The sequence below is a fragment of the Streptomyces avidinii genome (assembly GCF_014650695.1).
GTDB lineage: Bacteria > Actinomycetota > Actinomycetes > Streptomycetales > Streptomycetaceae > Streptomyces > Streptomyces avidinii.
In genome coordinates this window covers 593,537-610,548 of sequence record NZ_BMVL01000002.1, presented here as the reverse complement: position 1 = coordinate 610,548, position 17,012 = coordinate 593,537, and the positions used below count along the sequence as shown (strand labels likewise).

Genomic DNA, 17,012 nt, shown 5'->3' with positions numbered 1-17,012 from the left:
CGTTCATCGGGCCGTCCCCTTCGCGATCGCGGCGAAGGCGGCCAGGGACTGGGTGCCGGGCGTGAAGTAGCCGGTGTGGCCCTGGACGTCGGCGGCGGGTATTTGGCGGGCACCGAAGGCCGCGGAGGTCGGGTCGGCGCCGTGGCCGATCCCGGCGAACTCGACGTTCGGGACGTCGGCTATCCAGTCGGAGGGGCCACGGGCCGCCCAGACGCGGGCGCCGGTGTGCAGGGCCGCCGCGGTGTCGGCGCGCATCCCGGGGGAGCCGAGGGCCACGATGTCGGTGGCGTCGGTGTGCCGGGCGGCGAGCCCGCACACCACCGAGCCGTAGCTGTGGCAGAACAGCACCGGGTCGGGTGCGCCCACGGCGTCGAGACCCGCGGTGAAGCGGGCGAGCCGGGACGCGCCGACCCGGGCGAGGCGTCCGTCGGCCGCGTCCAGGCCGACGCCGACCGGGGTGGTGTAGCCGACCCAGGCGACGACGGCGGTGGACCCGCCGGTGGCTCCGCGCAGCGCCCTGGCCATCCCGGCCGGTCCGGTGGCGGGCTTGCGCCGGGCGTCGTGGGTGGCCGCGTCGTTGTCGGAACCCGGCACGATCACCGAGACGTGCTGCTCGTGCTCCAGGTCCCCGAACACCTCGGCCACCTGGCCCCGGCCACGCGGGTCGAAGGCCAGGATCTGCCGGTCCGGCGCGGCGAGGGAGGCGTACCGCGCCTCACCCGTGCCGGTTACGGCGATCCGGTTGGCCTCGTACCGCAGGGGGAGCGGAGCCCCCTCCAGATTGCCCACCACCAGCGGGTGGGACCGTACGAGTTCCCGGCGCGCGGTGTCGTCCAGCCCGGCGAAGAACGCGGCCACCTCGTGCGGCGTCGCGGTCGCGGGATCGGGAAGCGACCGGCCGGCCACCGTGTCGGCCCGCCAGGCGGCGGTGCCCGGTGGCGGCCCGGTGACCGCCGCCTGACTGTTGCCGGAGGCCCAGCCGGCACTCCCTCCGACGACGGCCACCGCGAGCGCGGCGGTGACCAGCGTCCTTCCGAAGCGGCGCATGCCCCTTCTCCTCTCCTCGTGACGAGGAGGAAGGTAGGTAGGGGGTATCGGCCGGGACGTCGGACCGGGGAGCCAAGTCGGATGTCATACCCCGGTAGGGGGTGGAGGAGAAGCCCGTCAGTAGACGAGCAGATGGTCGCAGGTGTTCGTCCCGCTGGGGAGCGAACTGTCGCTGTTGAGGACGTAGAAGGACCGGGCGAATCCCATCGCCGTCATCTTCGGGACGACGATGAGGGTCTGGCCCGCCATGGCGAGCCCCAGCGGTCTCACCACGTTCTGGTTCAGCAGGACGAAGAGGTTCTGCGTGAGCGCGTCCAGTCTGAGGACCCGGTACGTGCGGTCGCCCGATCCGTCCGCTCCGGTGATGAGCGCCTGGTACTGCGGGTCCGCCCATCGCGACGGCTGAGGAGCGACGCGTCCGGCGGCTTCCAGGGCTTGCAGCCGCAGCTGCGTGCTCGGCCTGACGCCGGCCATGTGGATGTGCAGCTGCTGGTAGCGCCGGGCGCTCTGCGAGTTGATTCCCAGACCGATGTTGGGGGATGCCACGGGGACGTCACCCCCGCTCCGGCCGGTCTCCCACGCCTCGTGCCAGTAGTTCGCGACATTGGGCGACACGAGGAAGGGGCACTCGATGCCCGTGATCCGGCAACTCGGCAGGAGCAGGAAGTGCTGCGGGGACGGCGGCCTGCCGTGCAGCACCACGTAGTTGGGGGTCGTCTTGAGACAGTCCGGCGGCTGCCCGCCCGGCGGGACGATCCCCTGAGTGCAGTACTGCACCTCCTGCCACAACGGGTCGGTGTCCGAGGGCAGGCCGCACAGGGACTGCATCTGGGCGGGAGGGCACGGGTTCGGTCCCCCGGGCGGAATCGGATCCGTGGGACAGGGGCAGCACGACGGCTTTCCGGGGACGGGGTCCGGACCGGTCGCCGCGGACGCGCTGCCGCCCGCCCCGGTCAGCAGCGCCCCCGCGCCCAGGGCCCCCGAGAGTGCCACGAACTGACGCCGGGGCATGTCGCTGGTCCTGTCGATGGCATTCATCCGTGAGCTCCGATGGTCGACGACCGCTGCTTCGTCGCTGTGCTGAGCCGGGCGAGGGGCGGCGGTCCCGGCCGGTCGGGCCCTCGCTGATCCGCTCACAAATTAGGCGGTGGTCCGCTCTTTTCCCGGCAAGGAAATGCAACAGAGCGCGCTATTACCCCGGAAGGCGGGCACGTACGCCGAGCCCGTCGCGCGTGTCCTGCCGGCAGGGATGCGGCCGCGGGCGCTCGCCGCACCTCGGTTGGCGCAGGGGCCGACGGTGCCCGGCGCGTCAGGCGGAGTCGCCCGGCCGCACCAGCCCCGCCTCGTACGCGAAGATCACGGCCTGAGCCCGGTCCCGCAGGTCGAGCTTGGCCAGCACCCGACCGATGTGCGTCTTCACCGTCTGCTCCGCCAGCACCAGGTGCCCCGCGATCTCCTGGTTCGACAGCCCCCGCGCGATGAGCTCCAGCACCTCGGTCTCGCGCGGCGTGAGCCCCTTCAGCCGCAGCGCGGGATCCTTGCGCGGCGCCGGCCGCTGCTGCACGAAGTCCGCGATCAGCCGCCGCGTCACCGAGGGCGCCAACAGGGCCTCGCCCGAGGCGACGATCCGGACCGCCGCGATCAGATCGGCCGGCGGGGCGTCCTTGAGGAGGAAACCGGAAGCCCCCGCGCGCAGCGCCTCGTACACGTAGTCGTCGATGTCGAAGGTGGTCAGCATCAGCACCTTCGGCCGGTGCACCACCCCGGGCGGGGGGTCGAGGATCTCGCGGGCGGCCGTCAGTCCGTCCATCTCCGGCATCCGCACGTCCATCAGCACCACGTCGGGGTGCGTGGAGCGGGACACCTGCACCCCCTGCCGCCCGTCGGGGGCCTCGCCCACCACGTCGATGTCGGCCTGCGCCGACAGCAGCGCGGCGAAGCCGGCCCGCACCATGGCCTGGTCGTCGACGATGATCACGCGGATGGTCAACTGGGTTCCTCGGTCAGGTCGTTCAACGGCAGCCGGGCGGCGACCCGAAAGCCGCCGTCGGGCAGCGGACCGGTGTCGAGCGTCCCGCCGGTCAACCGTACGCGCTCCCGCATGCCCACCAGACCGTGGCCCGTACCCGAACTCTCCAGCTCCACCACGGCATCCCGGGCCGGGCCGTTGACCACGAGCACGAGGACCTCGTCGTCGTCCACCGTCACCGAGACCCGGGTGGGCGCGCCCGGCGCGTGCCGCACCACATTGGCCAGGGCCTCCTGCACGATCCGGTACGCCGACAGGTCCACCGCCGGGGGCGCCGCCCCGGCCGCGCCGGCCGCCAGTGACAGCTCCACCGGCTGCCCGGCCCGTACGGTCGCCTCCACCAGCTGCTGGAGCCGGTCGATCCCCGGCTGCGGGGCCCGCTCGCCGTCGACGCCGTTCGCCCCGCCTGCCCCGTCGCCCCGCAGCACGGTCAACAGCCGCCGCATCTCGCCCAGCGACTCCCGCGCGCTGGCCGCGATGGCTGCGAACTCCTCCCGTACCGGCTCCGACATCCCCGGCACCCGGTAGGGCGCCGAATCGGCCTGCACGGTGATCACCGACATGTGGTGGGCCACCACGTCGTGCAACTCGCGCGCGATCCGGGCCCGTTCCTCCAGCAGGGTCCGCCGGGCCCGCTCGGCCTCACTGATGCTCTCCTGCTCGGCGACCCGCTGCTGCGCGTCGCCGAGCCCGCGCAGCGCGCCCGTCAGCACCAGCAGGACCCCGCTGAGCACGAAGAGCAGGGCGGTGGTGTTCGTCACGCCCGCGGGCGAGGAGAAGCCCAGCACGGTACCGACGGCGCCGGTCACCAGCCACACGCCGACCAGCGGCCGGACGGACTCGCGCAGTCCCAGGCAGGCCATCAGCACCAGGTAGCCGACGATGGTCATCGGCGGCCACGGCCAGGACTGCCCGGCCACCTTGTCGGAACCGATCAGCAGCACCGCGGCGACGGTGTCGGCGGTCAGGACGGCGCCCCAGGCGGGCCACGGCCGGGTCACCGCGAGGAGCAGCGGCACGGTCTGCGCCACACCCAGCGCGCCCGCCCAGCCGCCGCCCACCCCGTAGTCGTTGGCCAGCACCGTGATCGTCACCGGCATCAGGGTGACGACGAAGACGCCGACGACGACGAACGGCAGCGCCCGCTGCCACCGCTTGGGCGACTGCGCGAACAGGGGCTGCGCCGCCCCGGCGGGCGTGCGCAGCAGCACGGCGAGTTGTGCCAGCGCGCCGGGCACGCGGGACCCGGCCGCCGAGGAGGTACGGATGCGGTCGCGGGTCCGGCCGCTCAGCCGGGTGCGGGCTCTGTCGCTCATGATCGCACCAGCCTATGCGCCGCCGGGCCGGGAGAGGGGGAGAGCTACGCTGCTTGCCTGTCGATCATGGGGGAAACGGGCATGGGGACCGCGGCCGCGTTGGAGAAACTGGTACCGGTGCTGCTGGCCTTCGGCGGCGGGGTGCTGCTCGCCCGCCGGAAGATCGTCCCGGCCGAGGCATCGAAGGTCTTCTCCGACTACGCCTTCCTCTTCGCCGTCCCCTGCTACCTGTTCGGCAACATCTACGCGAGCGACCTGGGAGCCCTGTTCAACCGGCGGGCGATCGGCGGCTACGCCGGAGCGGCGGCCCTCGCCGTTCTGGCGGTGGCCGTGGTGGCGGTCGCCCGCGGTCTGCGCGAGCCGCGCGACGTGGCGCTGCGTGTGATGGCCGGTGTCCAGGTGAACACCGCCTACTTCGCCGTCCCCGTCTTCATCACCGTGTTCGGGACGGCCGCGCCGATCTTCCCGATCCTGCTGTTCCAGGTCTGCGTGCTGTCCCTGGTCGTCATCGCCCTCATGGAGCTGGGCCGGCCCGGTCCCGCGGCCGGCGGCCCGGGCCGCCGACTCGCCCGGGCCGTCGGCGCTTCGCTCGCCACCCCGCTGGTCCTCGCCTGCAACGCGGGGATCGTGCTCAACCTGCTCTCGGTACGGGTCCCGGCCGTCGTCCTGGACGGCGCCGCGTTCGTCGGGGACAGCGCCTCCCCGGTGGCCCTGTTCGCCCTCGGCCTCCACCTGGGCGGCCTCGGCCTGGACCTCCGGGGCACCACGCGCGAGGAATTCGCCCTCATAGGATTCAAGTGCCTGGTGTTCCCGCTGCTCACCTGGGCGGTGTGCGGACTGCTCGTCGGGGTGCGGGGCGAGTGGCTGGCGTACCTCGTACTGATCGCTGCGATGCCGACCCCGCAGAATCTCTTCATCTTCGCCCAGCGCTACGACGTGGGAGTCGACCTCTCCGCGTCGATCGTGATCAAGAGCTCCCTCGTGTCCCTCCTGCTGCTGCCCCTGTGGCTGCAGACGGTCGCGCTATGACCGTCTTCACCTCGCCCTCTGCCCGTGCCCCGGCCGCCGGGTGCTCGGGCCTTCGCCACCGGAGCCCGCTTCGCGCGGGCCAGGACCGGCGGCAGGACGTAGCCCTCGTCCTCGCGCAAGACCTCCCCATGGGCCGACTCCTCCTCCCGCCACGACGCGACCGTCGACGAGGTCGATGACCTGCACATCTGCGGTCGGGGCCACGAACGCGCGGGTTTCATGGCGGATCGCCGGCAGGACCTGGCCGCCGCCGCGGATTTGCTCCGCCCAGTTCGTCCGGCCCTTCGTGGCTGCTTCACCTTCGCCCACGGCACCGACGAGATGACGGCCAGGACGCCCTCGAGCGGCTCGGCGCCCTCAGCCTGCTGGCCTGCTGGGGCACGACTGCGAGGACGCCACGGCGTAGCGCGCCCCGCCCGGGCAGAGCAGCCGCCGTACTCCCTCTGCATCTGGCGGAACCCGTGCAGCCGACGTTGTGGTCGTCTGACGTCGAGGTGATGAAGGTGAGGGCTCTCCTGGCCTGTGGACCGATGACAGGGAGGCCGAGCGTGAGCGCGTCAGCCTTGCCAGGGTTCCGAGACGGGGGAGATGGACCAGTCCCGTCGATGTCCTGCTACCGCGCCCGGCGGTAGAGCCGTTGTCGCGTTCGGGAGCCCGCGAGCGGCAGGCAGCGGAGTGGCTTTCCCGAGCTCGGGTTTTGTGTTCGGTGCAATCCGGTCAGGTTGTCCGTAGTCATTGACAACCGAAAGGCGTCGCTGTGAGCGGGTTCGATATCTGGGGGTACCACCCCAACGCGGGATACCTGCAGGGCACTGACATCGTCGGCTTCAAGGTCGAGGCCACCGACGGCAGCATCGGCAAGATCGACAAGCATTCCGAGGACGTCGGCGCCTCCTACCTGGTCGTGGACACGGGGGTGTGGATCTTCGGCAAGCATGTGCTGCTGCCTGCCGGGACCATCGAGCGCATCGACATGATCGGGGAGACGGTGTACGTCAACCGGACGAAGGAGCAGATCAAGGACGCCCCGGAGTACGACGAGGCCAAAAAGGCCGGCGAGTCCAGCTACCTGGAGCGGTTCGGCCGGTACTACGGCCGGTAGAGGGTGAAGACGGTCAGGGGCGGCCGGGGCCGGGGGCGCGGCCGCCAGGCGGCACCCGCGCATTGATCGACGGCCTGCTCGGACGCCACATGGCGCGCACGAACATGTCGTAGCCGGCCTAGCCGCGGCCCTGCGGGCCAGGGTGCTCCGACGCCGGGGGGATCGACGATGCCCTACCGATGTTTGACTCCTTCGGACTGGCCTCCCGCCGCGCACAGTCGGCCCCGTCGCTGAGGCTTTGGGGTTCGTCGTTCCTTCTCGGCCGTATGCGCCGAGGTCTCGGCGCCAGCCGGACGGAGGCTTTGGGCGGGCCGTGGTTGCGCACGGAGCTGCCCTGGGTAAGCGGTCTCGTCTCCGGTTGCCCGGTCGTCAGCGCGCTTGTGTGCGGTGGCATGGGCGTGGCGGCGGAGTAGTAGGGGTTGCGGGCCGACCGATCCGGCCTGGTACCAGACCCACACCCTCGCCTACGCCCAGAACTCGGCCACGACGTCCACCCCATCGAGGCCTACCTGCGCCGGGAGACCGGCGCCTACCTCGACCCATGGCACGACCGCCTCAAGACCGCGTACGTCGACACCCTCGCTGCCCTCGGCGTCACCGCCGATCTCACCGACGCCGACTTCCTGACAGCGATGGAGCACCACAAGAGCCGCTGATGGGCACCTTCCGCCTCGGCCCCACGCCCGGCCTGGCCAAACTGGGAGGGGTGCAGGAGATGGCGTGGTCGACCTGATGGAAGGGTCAACCCGGCCCGCCACATCAAGGGCGGCGACGCCGTCCTCGACGACGGCGAATAGAACGGCGCTATGGCCTCCGGCGACGCGCTGGAGGCCATGCCCGACAGGCCGCCCGCTGCCCGACGTCGAGGAGCTGCACCGCTGTGTGAGAGAGGACGCCATCGTCCGTGCCGACCAGGACACCTTCACCAAGGACCCGCCCAAGACCCTGAAGGGGGCAGATGAAATTCCTGCTCAAGCAGCTTGTCAGCGGTCGGTGGGCGCTACCGCAGGGGTGACCGGAAGACACCGCCCCAGCGGGTCGCGGACCGCATCGACACGGCCGTACGGGCCCGCTGGCAGCCCGTGGTCCGTGGCCGCCGCCGCAAGCAGGCGGCCGCCACCACTGGCATCACGGTCGAACCCCGCGCCCGGTTCGGCTACACCGCACCCGTCGGCACCACCGACGACGGCCGGGCGCGCCGCCTCACCGTCCACCTCCTGCGTACCCCAGCGCCTTTTCGACTCCTGAGCTCGGGGCGCCGGGGACCGAGACGACGTCTCCTTCCGAACCCCACCACCGGGCACGCCCGGCAGCGCCGCACCCGGACACGAGCGCCTGTCCGGGTGCGGCTCACATCCGCATCAGCGCGTCAACGCCGGGCGCCACCCGGGAGAGGGGTGCAATAGCGAGCGTGGGGAGCCGCCTTCGGACAGGATGCTTCCAGCCCCGTGGCGCTGTCGACCGCGGGCAGGTCCGGCAGCCGTCACACGTCGCCGGTCACCGCCCCCGGTCGGCAGCACCACCCTTTCCGGCTCTGACCGGCTGACCCTCGTGCCCTTCGAATCCTTTGAGCGGCTCCCTGCCCGAAGCGAGCAGGGAGCCGTGGCCTGGCTGGTTCAGCGCCCTGTCTCACTAGAAGGTCACTGTGTTCTGGGTGGCCTGTCCGGTGACGGGTTCGAAGTGGAGTGATCCGGTGAGTCCCTTGTAGCCCAGGGTTCGCCGGGACGATTCCGTCGATGGCCTCGGGTTCGGCTCCTGGAGGGGGCGCGGGCACCAATGCCTTGGTGCCGGTCTGGGGACCGTTTTTGAACTCGAAGAGGAAGTTCGCACTGGGACCGGTCGTACCTCGTGCCTTCTTCTGCAGGGTGCACTCCCGGGAGCCGGTGCCGATCGTGGCGGTGCCCGCGGTCCTCGGCCTGGTGCTGCCGCACGCGACTCCGACAGCGGGAAGCCCGAGGTCCGACCGGGTCGACGCTGAACGTCGGGACGATGATTGGCGAGGCTTCTTCCTTCTCCGTGTCGTCGGCCGCGGTCGTCCTGGCCAGCGAGGTCACGGCCGCCGGGGCCGCGACGGCCAGGACGGCCAGGCAGCGGCGCGAGGACATCATGCTGCGCCTGGCGGCCTCGCCGGAGCGGGCGAGGGAGCGGTCCAGGAGGTGGCCGACGGTGTGGCGGGGTGTGGGTCTCGTCTACGCGGACATGATGCCCGCCGGCGCGTGGCGGCGTCCGGCGTGTTGGCGGGTGGTTCGGTGAGGGCCGACGGGCGAGGGGGAAGCATCTCCTCGTGAGACTGATCAGTGAGGACTCTCGACTCGTCGCGCCGTCCGGCTGGAAGCGGTACGCAGCAGCGGCCGTCGATGCGGACAGCGACTGGTACCGCGGTCTGCACAAGCCCGCCTGGCAGCCGCCGTCGTGGGCGTTGGGGCTGGTGTGGACGCCGCTGTATGCCTCGATCGCCTTCGCGGCCGGCCACGCGCTGGGCCGCACTCGGGGGCGGGAGCAGGCCGCCACTGCCATTTCGTTCGGTGTAAACCTGGCGCTCAATGCCGGATGGACATGGCTGTTCTTCCGCTGCCGCAGTCCGCAGGCCGCGCTGGCCGGCACGCTGGTCCTCGACCTCAGCAACGCCGAACTCATCCGCCGTACCTCAGGGACCGACCCGGTCGCCGCCCGCACACTGCTGCCCTACGCCGCCTGGTGCGTCTTCGCCACTGTCCTGAACGCCTCCCTCACCCGCCGCAACCCCTGAGGACCTGCCTCATGGGCAGGCGGACGAGCGCAGCGCCGTCTGCTGATGGGGGCGCCGGCGGCCTGCGCACCCCGGAACTGACCGGCATGACCGAACCTGCACTGGGTGACCTCGTCGACCAGCCGTCTCAGACACTCGATGAGCTCCGTGAACACGGGCGGTCACAGCAGCGAGGAGGAGACCGCATCAGGGCTCGCGGAGCCGGCGCCATGGACACGATGACCACCGCCGACCGAGTCCTGGCCACCATTCTCTACCTGCGTAAACTCGGAACACGAGACCTGATCGCCCAGCTCTGCGGCGTCAACGGCGGCACCATTACCAGGGCCGTTCACCAAATCCAGCCCCTCCTCGCCGACCACGGCTGCACCGTTCGACCTTGACGGCCACGTTCCGCACACCTGCCGGCGTCACCGAGTTCCTCACGAACAGCAGAATCAAGTCAGCATGTTGATTCTCTGCGAGCCCTTAGACGCGGGGCAGCCAGCCATCGGCGAAGTCGGCGCGGTCCCGTGCGCGCTGCGCCTTCTCCTCGAGGAGTCGGCGGAAGCCGGCCAGGGCGTAGCGCTCTCCGGTGCCCGCCCGGGGTCCGGGGATGCCGGCCACGGTGGCCATGCACTGTTGGGGCTGGGGCTGCCAGCCGGTGACCAGCACCCGTAGGCGCATACGCTCGGCGCGGCGGTGCAGGATCAGGAGGTGGAGCAGGCCGTCGACGTCCATGGCCGCTACAGCGTGCAGGTCCACCAGGAGATCGCGTTCGTCTCTGGTCACGTGGTTCAAGGCGCGCTGGAGCACCTCTCCCGCACCCTCGTCGAGCTCCCCGGTGGCGCTGATCAGAATCGAGCTGCCGCAATGCTGAATGTCCACGTTGATCAATGTTCTGCTCCCGTCACCCGAAGGCTCCGGACCTACGGGACCCCATCCTGGCCCGGTACGGCGAAGGGCCGGTGTGCGACGCGCTGAGGCGCGCGTAGAGGCCGGGCCGAGGTTGCATCGGGAGGGGGCCGGACCGTTGCCTGGAGGGGTGCTTTCAGCGGGGGCCGTGGGTGTGACCGGAGGTGGGACCCTCGTAAATCGGACATGGTCTGTTCTCGCAGGTCAGGCGATGGACGAGCTGCCGCACGGTGACGCGTTCTTACGTCGCGATCATCGACGGCCCTCTCGCGAGCTGCTGGCCAAGTGCCGCATCGGCGACGACCTGGAGGGCTATCAGGTCTTGCTGGACCTGCTGGCTGATCACGGCGACAGCGCCGAGATGCCGATTCCGGTGGCGATCGAGACCAGCCGCGGCCTGCTGGTCGCCACACTCCGCACCGGCGCCCGGCAGATCTTCGCGTTCAACCCGATGGCGGCCTCCCGCTATCGCGACCGCCACGGCGTGAGCCGCAAGAAATCCGACCCCGGCGACGCCCTCATGCTCGCCAACATCATCCGCACGGACATGCCGATGCACCGGCCGCTGACCGCCGACACCGACCTGGCCCAGGCGGCGGCTGTCCTGGCCCGAGCACAGCAAGACGCGGTCTGGAACCGGCAGCAGGTCTGCAACCAGCTCCGCTCGTTGCTGCGGAGTACTTCCCGGCGTTCCTGGTCAGCGTTCAAGGACAAGCCGGGCGGCCTCGATCTGGAACGTCTGGGCGACGTCGACGATGATCTCCATGCCGTGCCGGCCGATCCGTCGGGGATCGGGGGGGCAACACGCAGGGCGGGGTGGGATTGCTGTCCCAGCCGGTCACCTCGACGCAGCCGTCACGGATGTCCAGGGTCAGCAGGCTGGGGCCCGGCGCGTACTTGCGCGTGTTGGTGACGAGCTCGCTCACGACCAGTTCGTCCACGCTCTGGGCGCGCTCGGAGACCGGCAGGTCGTGGACGCTCTTCACGTCCGCGAGGAATGAGCGGGCCATGCGGCGGGCCTCGGCGATCTCCTCGATGCCCTCGAACAGGACAGAGCGCGAGGGGGGACAGGGGGGCGGCGGGTGCCGGCCGATTTCCTGCGGTGCCTCGTCCATGGGCTCGGTCCGTTCTGCTTCCGGCCGTCCGGCCTCGAGCAGAGGCGGCCGCTGCCACTCCGGCCTTGACGGGACACACAGCCATTCGTGCAGGTTGTCGTCGAATGATGAGTGAGCGCGGGCGCTGCTGACGGTACTTGCCTGAGCCGCCGGCGCGGGCGGGCGGCCGCAACCGCCGTGCCCGTCTCGACGCGGAACCCCCGTCGCGATAGGGGGCATTTCCTTGTCGTGCCTGGAGCCTTCGGGGCCACGGTTCGGGCAACCCGTGCCGACACCACGGGCGGGCTCCCGGCCCCTCCGACTGCCTCGGACCGGGTGTAGGCGCTCGCCTCGCCCCGTCCCTGCCAGGAGGTCGTCGACCAGCTCGCGGTGCAGCCTCAGCTCCACTTCGGCCAGATTGCGCAGGTGTGCCCGCTCCAGGGCGAGTGACGTGGCGGCGCGTTCCAGCGCGAGTACGGTGTGTTCGTCGGCCTGGCCCCGGGCATCGACGAGGGCGAGAACGCCCAGGATCTCGCCGTGCGGGCGGACCAGGGTGATCAGCCGGTCCTTGATACGCACCGGTCCGACCTCCCGGGCAACGGTGTGCAGCATTTCGTCCTGGCGCACGGGGTCCGGTTCCGGATAGGGGTCGGGGCGGCTGGGGCCGGTCCAGGACCTCAGCCGAGCGAAGCGGTCCTCGACCGGCGCGGGGAGCCCGGTGAACTCGTGTAGTGCGCGGTGATGGCTTCCTCGCCGCCGCCCGAGGCAGCGACGTCGGCCATGAGCGCGTGAACGGCCCGGTGGAACCCCAGCTCGGCCACGACGGAGATCAGCTGCCGCTGGAGGGCTGTTCGTTCCGCCCTCAGCCGGTGCGGCTTCAACGCGTCCTCGCGTTGGCGGTGGTGTATGAAGGCGACCGACAGGGCAGCAGCAGTGTGCCGGACGAGCATGGCGAGCAGGGATCGCTCGGCGGCTGCCCGACGTAGCACCGACGAATCCCAGCCGCCTTGACGCTCGGCCGGGAGACGGCGGGCGCCCTGCGCGACGACCGTATGCCGGCCGAAGCCGTGGCCACTGCGCTGGAGCCACCGCTCCAAGGCCCAGGTCCTGCTCCTGACCGCGCATGACAGGTAGCTGCACGCACCACAGCCTCCGCGGTGTGACCGCAGTGGTCGTGGTCAGGCTTCGATGTAGGCGTCCACGACGAAGGCGCGCAGGGCGGTGACGAAGTACATGACGCGGACGTCCTCGCTCTCGTCGGCGTACTGGCGCAGCTGGCCGGGTGCCGTCGGCCGGGATGGGCTCGCCGACTGCGCGGAAGACCATCACATGGTTCCTGACCTGCGAAAGCCGCAATGGGAAGCTTCCGCTTCTGGCCCTGCTGACCGTCCTTGGGGGCATGATTGGGGCACGGACGTGTCGCCGCTATCCGGCGTCCGCCGTGAGGCCCCCCACGCGCGGCCGTTCAGTTCACCGGGATGATGTCGGGCACGCCGAGCCGGACCGCGTCGGCGGTCCGGTCATCCGGCTGCTGCTGGGCTTCGCGCTCGGCCGCCACGCGCTTGACGTAATGGTCGACCTCGCGGTCCTGGTGCGCCCGGTCCCATCCCAGGTGGGGTGCCATCAGCTGGGCAACGGTCGGCGCCGCGTCCACCCCGCGGTCCCAGGACTCGATGGAGATCCGGGTGCGCCGGGCGAGCACATCTTCCACATGGCGAGCTCCCTCGTGGGTCACCGCGTACACGGCCTCGACCCTCAGGTAGTCGTCGGAGCTCGGCAGCGCCTCGCCGAGCGCGGGGTCGGTGGCCACGAGGGCGAGCAGTTCGGGCGCGAGGGAGCCGTAGCGGTTCAGGAGGTGCTCGATACGGGCGACATGGAGCCCGGAGTGCCCGGCGAGCCGGTGCCGGGAGTTCCACAGTGCCGGGTAGCCGTCGGCGCCCAGCAGCGGAACACGGTGCGTGATGCAGCCGGGGACCTTCTCGTCCAGGGCGCGGGCAGCCTCGTCGACCGCGTCCTTGGCCATCACCCGGTAGGTGGTGTACTTGCCGCCCGCCACCACGACGAGTCCGGGTACCGGATGGGCGACGAGGTGCTCCCGGGACAGCCTGCTGGTCTCCGCCGCCTCGCCGGACAGCAGGGGGCGCAGGCCGGCGTAGACGCCCTCGACGTCCTCGGGGACCAGGGGGGTGGCCAGCACGCTGTTGACGTGTTCCAGCAGGTAGGTGACGTCCTTGGAGCTGAGGGCCGGGTGGGCTTTGTCGAGCGTCCAGTCGGTGTCGGTGGTCCCGATGATCCAGTGCCGGCCCCAGGGGATCACGAACAGCACGCTCTTCTCGGTGCGCAGGATCAGTCCGGTGCGGGAGTTGATCCGGTCACGGGGTACGAGCACGTGGACGCCCTTGGAAGCGCGCACGTGGAACTGGCCGCGGGTGCCGGCCATGGCCTGGGTGTCATCCGTCCACACCCCGGTCGCGTTGATGACCTGCTTGGCCCGCACCTCCGTCTCCTCGCCGCTCTCCAGGTCCGTGACCACGGCGCCGACCACCCGCTCGCCCTGCCGCAGGAAGCGGCTGACGCGGGTGCGGTTGGCGGTCAGCGCCCCGTACGAGGCGGCCGTACGGGCGAGGAACAGGGTGTGGCGGGCGTCATCGACCTGGGCGTCCCAGTACTGGATGGCGCCCACCAGGGCGTCGGAGCGCAGCGCGGGCGCCTCGCGCAGGGCCCGATGCCTGCTCAGGTGGCGGTGGACGGGCAGGCCGCCGGAGGTGCCGGAGGCCCTGGCCATGGCGTCGTACAGCAGGACGCCGCTGCCGACGTACGGGCGCTCCGTGACGCGGTGTTGCAGGGGGTAGAGGAAAGGCACCGGACGCACCAGGTGGGGGGCGAGGTACCGGAGCAGGAGGCCCCGCTCCTTGAGCGCTTCGGCGACGAGGCGAAAGTCGAGCATCTCCAGGTAGCGCAGGCCGCCGTGGATGAGTTTGCTGGAGCGGCTGGACGTGCCCGAGGCCCAGTCGCGGGCTTCGACGAGTCCGACGCTCAGGCCCCGGGTGGCGGCGTCCAGGGCGGCCCCGCTGCCGACGACGCCGCCGCCGACGACCAGGACGTCGAGTTCGCCCTGTCCCATACCTGCGAGGGCCTGTGTGCGGGCCTTCGGTGAGAGGGCCACCGGATGGACCACGGTCTCCTCCTCAGTGCTGCGGGCGAGCGCGGCCGAACAACCTGTTCGCCCTTATTCGATCTTGGCCCAGTCGAGCGTGCGCTCCACCGCCCGCTTCCAGCCCTCGTACCCTTCCGCGCGCCGTTCCTCCGACCACTCGGGCGCCCAGCGCTTGGACTCCTGCCAGTGGGTGCGCAGTTCGTCCGTGTCGCGCCAGAAGCCGGTGGCGAGCCCGGCCGCGTAGGCGGCGCCGAGCGCGGTCGTCTCGGCGACGACGGGACGGCTGACCGGTACGCCGAGGACGTCGGCCTGGGTCTGCATGCACAGGTCGTTGGCCGTGACTCCGCCGTCGACCTTGAGCACGTCGAGGTGGACGCCGGAGTCCTGCTCCATGGCTTCCACCACGTCGCGGGTCTGGTAGCAGATGGCCTCCAGAGTGGCCCGCGCCAGGTGACCGTTGTCGTGGTATCGGGCCAGCCCGACGATCGCGCCGCGGGCGTCGGAACGCCAGTACGGGGCGAACAGGCCGGAAAAGGCGGGGACGAAGTAGATGCCGCCGCTGTCCTCGACGGTGCGAGCCAGACGTTCGCTCTCGGCGGCGTCACCGATGATCTTCAGCTGGTCACGCAGCCATTGCACGGCGGAGCCGGTGACTGCGATGGATCCTTCGAGGGCGTAGATCGCGGGGTTGTCGCCGAACTGGTATGCCACGGTGGTCAGGAGGCCGTGCTGCGAGCGGACCAGTTCCGTCCCGGTGTTGAGCACCAGGAAGTTGCCGGTTCCGTACGTGTTCTTCGCCTCGCCGGGCGCGTAGCAGACCTGCCCGACGGTGGCCGCCTGCTGGTCGCCGAGCACACCGGTGATGGGAATGGCCTCGCGCAGCGGCCGGGAGGTGCGGGTCTGCCCGTACGCCTCCGGGTGGGAGGACGGGTTGATGGTGGGCAGCATGGCCCGGGGTACGCCGAAGAAGCCGAGCAGTTCGTCGTCCCAGTCGAGGGTTTCCAGGTTCATGAGCATGGTGCGGCTGGCGTTGGTGACGTCGGTGGCGTGGACGCCGCCGTCGGGTCCACCGGTCAGGTTCCACAGCACCCAGCAGTCGGTGTTGCCGAAGAGGGCGTGGCCCTGCTCGGCGGCCTCCCGCACGCCGTCGACGTTCTCCAGGATCCACTGGATCTTGCCGCCGGAGAAGTAGGTGGCCGGTGGCAGTCCCGCCTTACGGCGGATGACGTCGCCCTGGCCGCCGCGCTCCAGTGCGGCGGCGATGGAGTCGGTACGGGTGTCCTGCCAGACGATGGCGTTGTAGTACGGGCGGCCGGTGCGGGGGTCCCAGACGACGGTCGTCTCGCGCTGGTTGGTGATGCCGACTGCCGCCAGGTCGGAGGCGTCGAGGTTTCCGTGCCGGAGGGCGTTCTGGATCACCGAGTTGGTGCGTTCCCAGATCTCCACCGGGTCGTGTTCGACCCACCCCGAGCGCGGGAGGATCTGGGAGTGCTCCAGCTGGTGCCGCGCCACCTCGTTGCCGGCGTGGTCGAAGATCATGAAACGGGTGCTCGTGGTCCCCTGGTCCACTGCGCCGACGAAGTCAGCCATGGGGTGCGCCTCCTCTTGGACATTCCGTGTGTGGGGGCTGTCGTCCGGGACGGGCCGTGCCGGGTCGCCGGACGCCGCGGACCCGATCAGCTCTCGTCCGGTGCCGGTACGCGTCCGGGAGGCTCCGGTTCGGCGGTCGGCAGGAACCGGCCGATGAGGAGCTTGTAGATACCCGCACCCAACACACCGCCGATGAACGGGCCGATGATCGGCACCCAGAAGTACAGGTGCCCGTACTGATCTCTCCAGGCCCCTCCGTACCCGGTGAGGAAGCTGGCCAGACGCGGCCCGAGGTCACGGGCCGGGTTGATCGCGTACCCGGCGTTGGTGCCCCAGGCCATGCCGATCGCCACGACGATCAGGCCGACGATGAACGGGGCCAGGTTGGCGCCCGGGGGCGTGCCCAGCAGGTCCGTGACCGCGAAGATCAGCAGGAGGAGGATCGCGGTGCCGATGATCTGGTCGCGCAGTGCGCCCCACTCGGTCACCGGCAGGTTGGTGTTCCCGTTGGCCGGGAGCGTGGAGAAGACGCCCTGCGTCTTGATGGTGTGACCGGGGTCGGCCTTGGCCAGCGCCTCGGTGTAGTTCCAGCGGACGATCAGGGCCGCCACGAAGGCTCCGGCCAGCTGGGCCAGCGCGTAGGGGGCGACCATCTTCCACGGGAAGCCCTTGAAGGCCGCAAGGGCGAGGGTCACCGCGGGATTGAGGTGAGCACCGCTCAGCCTCGCCGCGACGTAGACGCCCAGGGTCACGCCGAGACCCCAGGCCCAGGCGATGCTGTCGTGGTTTCCGAGGCCGCCCGCGGGATCCGTCAGGGCTCCGCCGGCGACCACCTGGGCCACGACACCACAGCCGAAGAGAATGAGGATCATGGTGCCTGCGAATTCGGCCGAGAGTTCGCCGACCAGCCCATGTGCTTTGAGGCGCTCCTTCATGGGTGCCCGCTTCCCGCCGGTCCGAGGACTGGCATTCGACTGCCCCGAGCCCCCCGATTCAGGGTAAGAC

General features: G+C 70.8%; 14 protein-coding genes and 3 pseudogenes. 8 read left to right on the top strand and 9 right to left on the bottom strand.

What is annotated here, in order from left to right; translation table 11 throughout:
• Nucleotides 1–3: 3 nt before the first annotated feature.
• The 4 genes from IE257_RS07120 to IE257_RS07105 all read right to left on the bottom strand — a co-directional run bounded on the left by IE257_RS07120 (nt 4) and on the right by IE257_RS07105 (nt 4,392).
• Nucleotides 4–1,047, bottom strand: a complete 1,044-nt coding sequence (locus IE257_RS07120) for an alpha/beta hydrolase (protein WP_189965765.1) — start codon at nt 1,045–1,047, stop codon at nt 4–6.
• Between the two features lie 117 nt (nt 1,048–1,164).
• Nucleotides 1,165–2,085: a CDP-diacylglycerol diphosphatase gene (locus IE257_RS07115; protein ID WP_229920174.1), complete on the bottom strand. Its 921-nt coding sequence runs from the start codon at nt 2,083–2,085 to the stop codon at nt 1,165–1,167.
• Between the two features lie 271 nt (nt 2,086–2,356).
• Nucleotides 2,357–3,037 (bottom strand): response regulator, encoded by a 681-nt coding sequence (locus IE257_RS07110; RefSeq protein WP_189965763.1) that lies wholly within the window; start codon nt 3,035–3,037, stop codon nt 2,357–2,359.
• Nucleotides 3,034–4,392, bottom strand: a complete 1,359-nt coding sequence (locus tag IE257_RS07105) for a sensor histidine kinase (RefSeq protein ID WP_189965761.1) — start codon at nt 4,390–4,392, stop codon at nt 3,034–3,036. Before IE257_RS07105 ends, IE257_RS07110 begins: the two co-directional genes overlap by 4 nt.
• Before the next feature lie 81 nt (nt 4,393–4,473).
• Between IE257_RS07105 and IE257_RS07100 the strand changes: the two genes are divergently transcribed.
• The 7 genes and pseudogenes from IE257_RS07100 to IE257_RS07075 form a co-directional block, all read left to right on the top strand.
• Complete coding sequence (locus IE257_RS07100; RefSeq protein ID WP_189965760.1) at nt 4,474–5,421, top strand: AEC family transporter; 948 nt, start codon at nt 4,474–4,476, stop codon at nt 5,419–5,421.
• A 757-nt stretch (nt 5,422–6,178) separates the two neighbouring features.
• Nucleotides 6,179–6,523, top strand: coding sequence for a PRC-barrel domain-containing protein (locus tag IE257_RS07095; RefSeq protein WP_189965751.1), 345 nt, complete (start codon nt 6,179–6,181; stop codon nt 6,521–6,523).
• Between the two features lie 417 nt (nt 6,524–6,940).
• Nucleotides 6,941–7,320 (top strand): annotated as a pseudogene (locus IE257_RS07090) (hypothetical protein); the annotation flags it as partial.
• A gap of 183 nt (nt 7,321–7,503) precedes the next feature.
• The gene (tpg, locus tag IE257_RS39585) at nt 7,504–7,929 is read left to right on the top strand and encodes a telomere-protecting terminal protein Tpg (protein ID WP_443728819.1); all 426 of its coding nucleotides are present in this window, start codon (nt 7,504–7,506) and stop codon (nt 7,927–7,929) included.
• Between the two features lie 583 nt (nt 7,930–8,512).
• Nucleotides 8,513–8,776: a hypothetical protein gene (locus tag IE257_RS07085; protein WP_189965749.1), complete on the top strand. Its 264-nt coding sequence runs from the start codon at nt 8,513–8,515 to the stop codon at nt 8,774–8,776.
• Between the two features lie 31 nt (nt 8,777–8,807).
• Nucleotides 8,808–9,272 (top strand): TspO/MBR family protein, encoded by a 465-nt coding sequence (locus tag IE257_RS07080; RefSeq protein WP_189965747.1) that lies wholly within the window; start codon nt 8,808–8,810, stop codon nt 9,270–9,272.
• A 53-nt stretch (nt 9,273–9,325) separates the two neighbouring features.
• Nucleotides 9,326–9,726: pseudogene (locus tag IE257_RS07075) on the top strand (transposase family protein); the annotation flags it as partial.
• 14 nt (nt 9,727–9,740) lie between these two features.
• On the opposite strand, the gene IE257_RS07070 reads toward IE257_RS07075, so the two are convergent.
• A complete protein-coding gene (locus IE257_RS07070; protein ID WP_229920173.1) occupies nt 9,741–10,139 on the bottom strand; it encodes an STAS domain-containing protein in 399 nt (132 codons plus the stop codon).
• A gap of 301 nt (nt 10,140–10,440) precedes the next feature.
• Here IE257_RS07070 and IE257_RS07065 point away from each other — a divergent pair.
• Nucleotides 10,441–10,893, top strand: a pseudogene (locus tag IE257_RS07065) (IS110 family transposase); the annotation flags it as partial.
• Between the two features lie 1,044 nt (nt 10,894–11,937).
• On the opposite strand, the gene IE257_RS38000 reads toward IE257_RS07065, so the two are convergent.
• The 4 genes from IE257_RS38000 to IE257_RS07045 form a co-directional block, all read right to left on the bottom strand.
• Entirely contained in the window at nt 11,938–12,249 is a 312-nt protein-coding gene (locus IE257_RS38000) for a hypothetical protein (RefSeq protein WP_229920172.1), read from the bottom strand.
• 476 nt (nt 12,250–12,725) lie between these two features.
• Nucleotides 12,726–14,384 (bottom strand): glycerol-3-phosphate dehydrogenase/oxidase, encoded by a 1,659-nt coding sequence (locus IE257_RS07055; RefSeq protein ID WP_189966225.1) that lies wholly within the window; start codon nt 14,382–14,384, stop codon nt 12,726–12,728.
• 105 nt (nt 14,385–14,489) lie between these two features.
• A complete protein-coding gene (gene glpK, locus IE257_RS07050; protein WP_189965743.1) occupies nt 14,490–16,007 on the bottom strand; it encodes a glycerol kinase GlpK in 1,518 nt (505 codons plus the stop codon).
• 86 nt (nt 16,008–16,093) lie between these two features.
• On the bottom strand, nt 16,094–16,942 hold the full coding sequence (locus tag IE257_RS07045; RefSeq protein ID WP_189965741.1) for an MIP/aquaporin family protein: 849 nt from the start codon (nt 16,940–16,942) through the stop codon (nt 16,094–16,096).
• Nucleotides 16,943–17,012 lie beyond the last annotated feature (70 nt).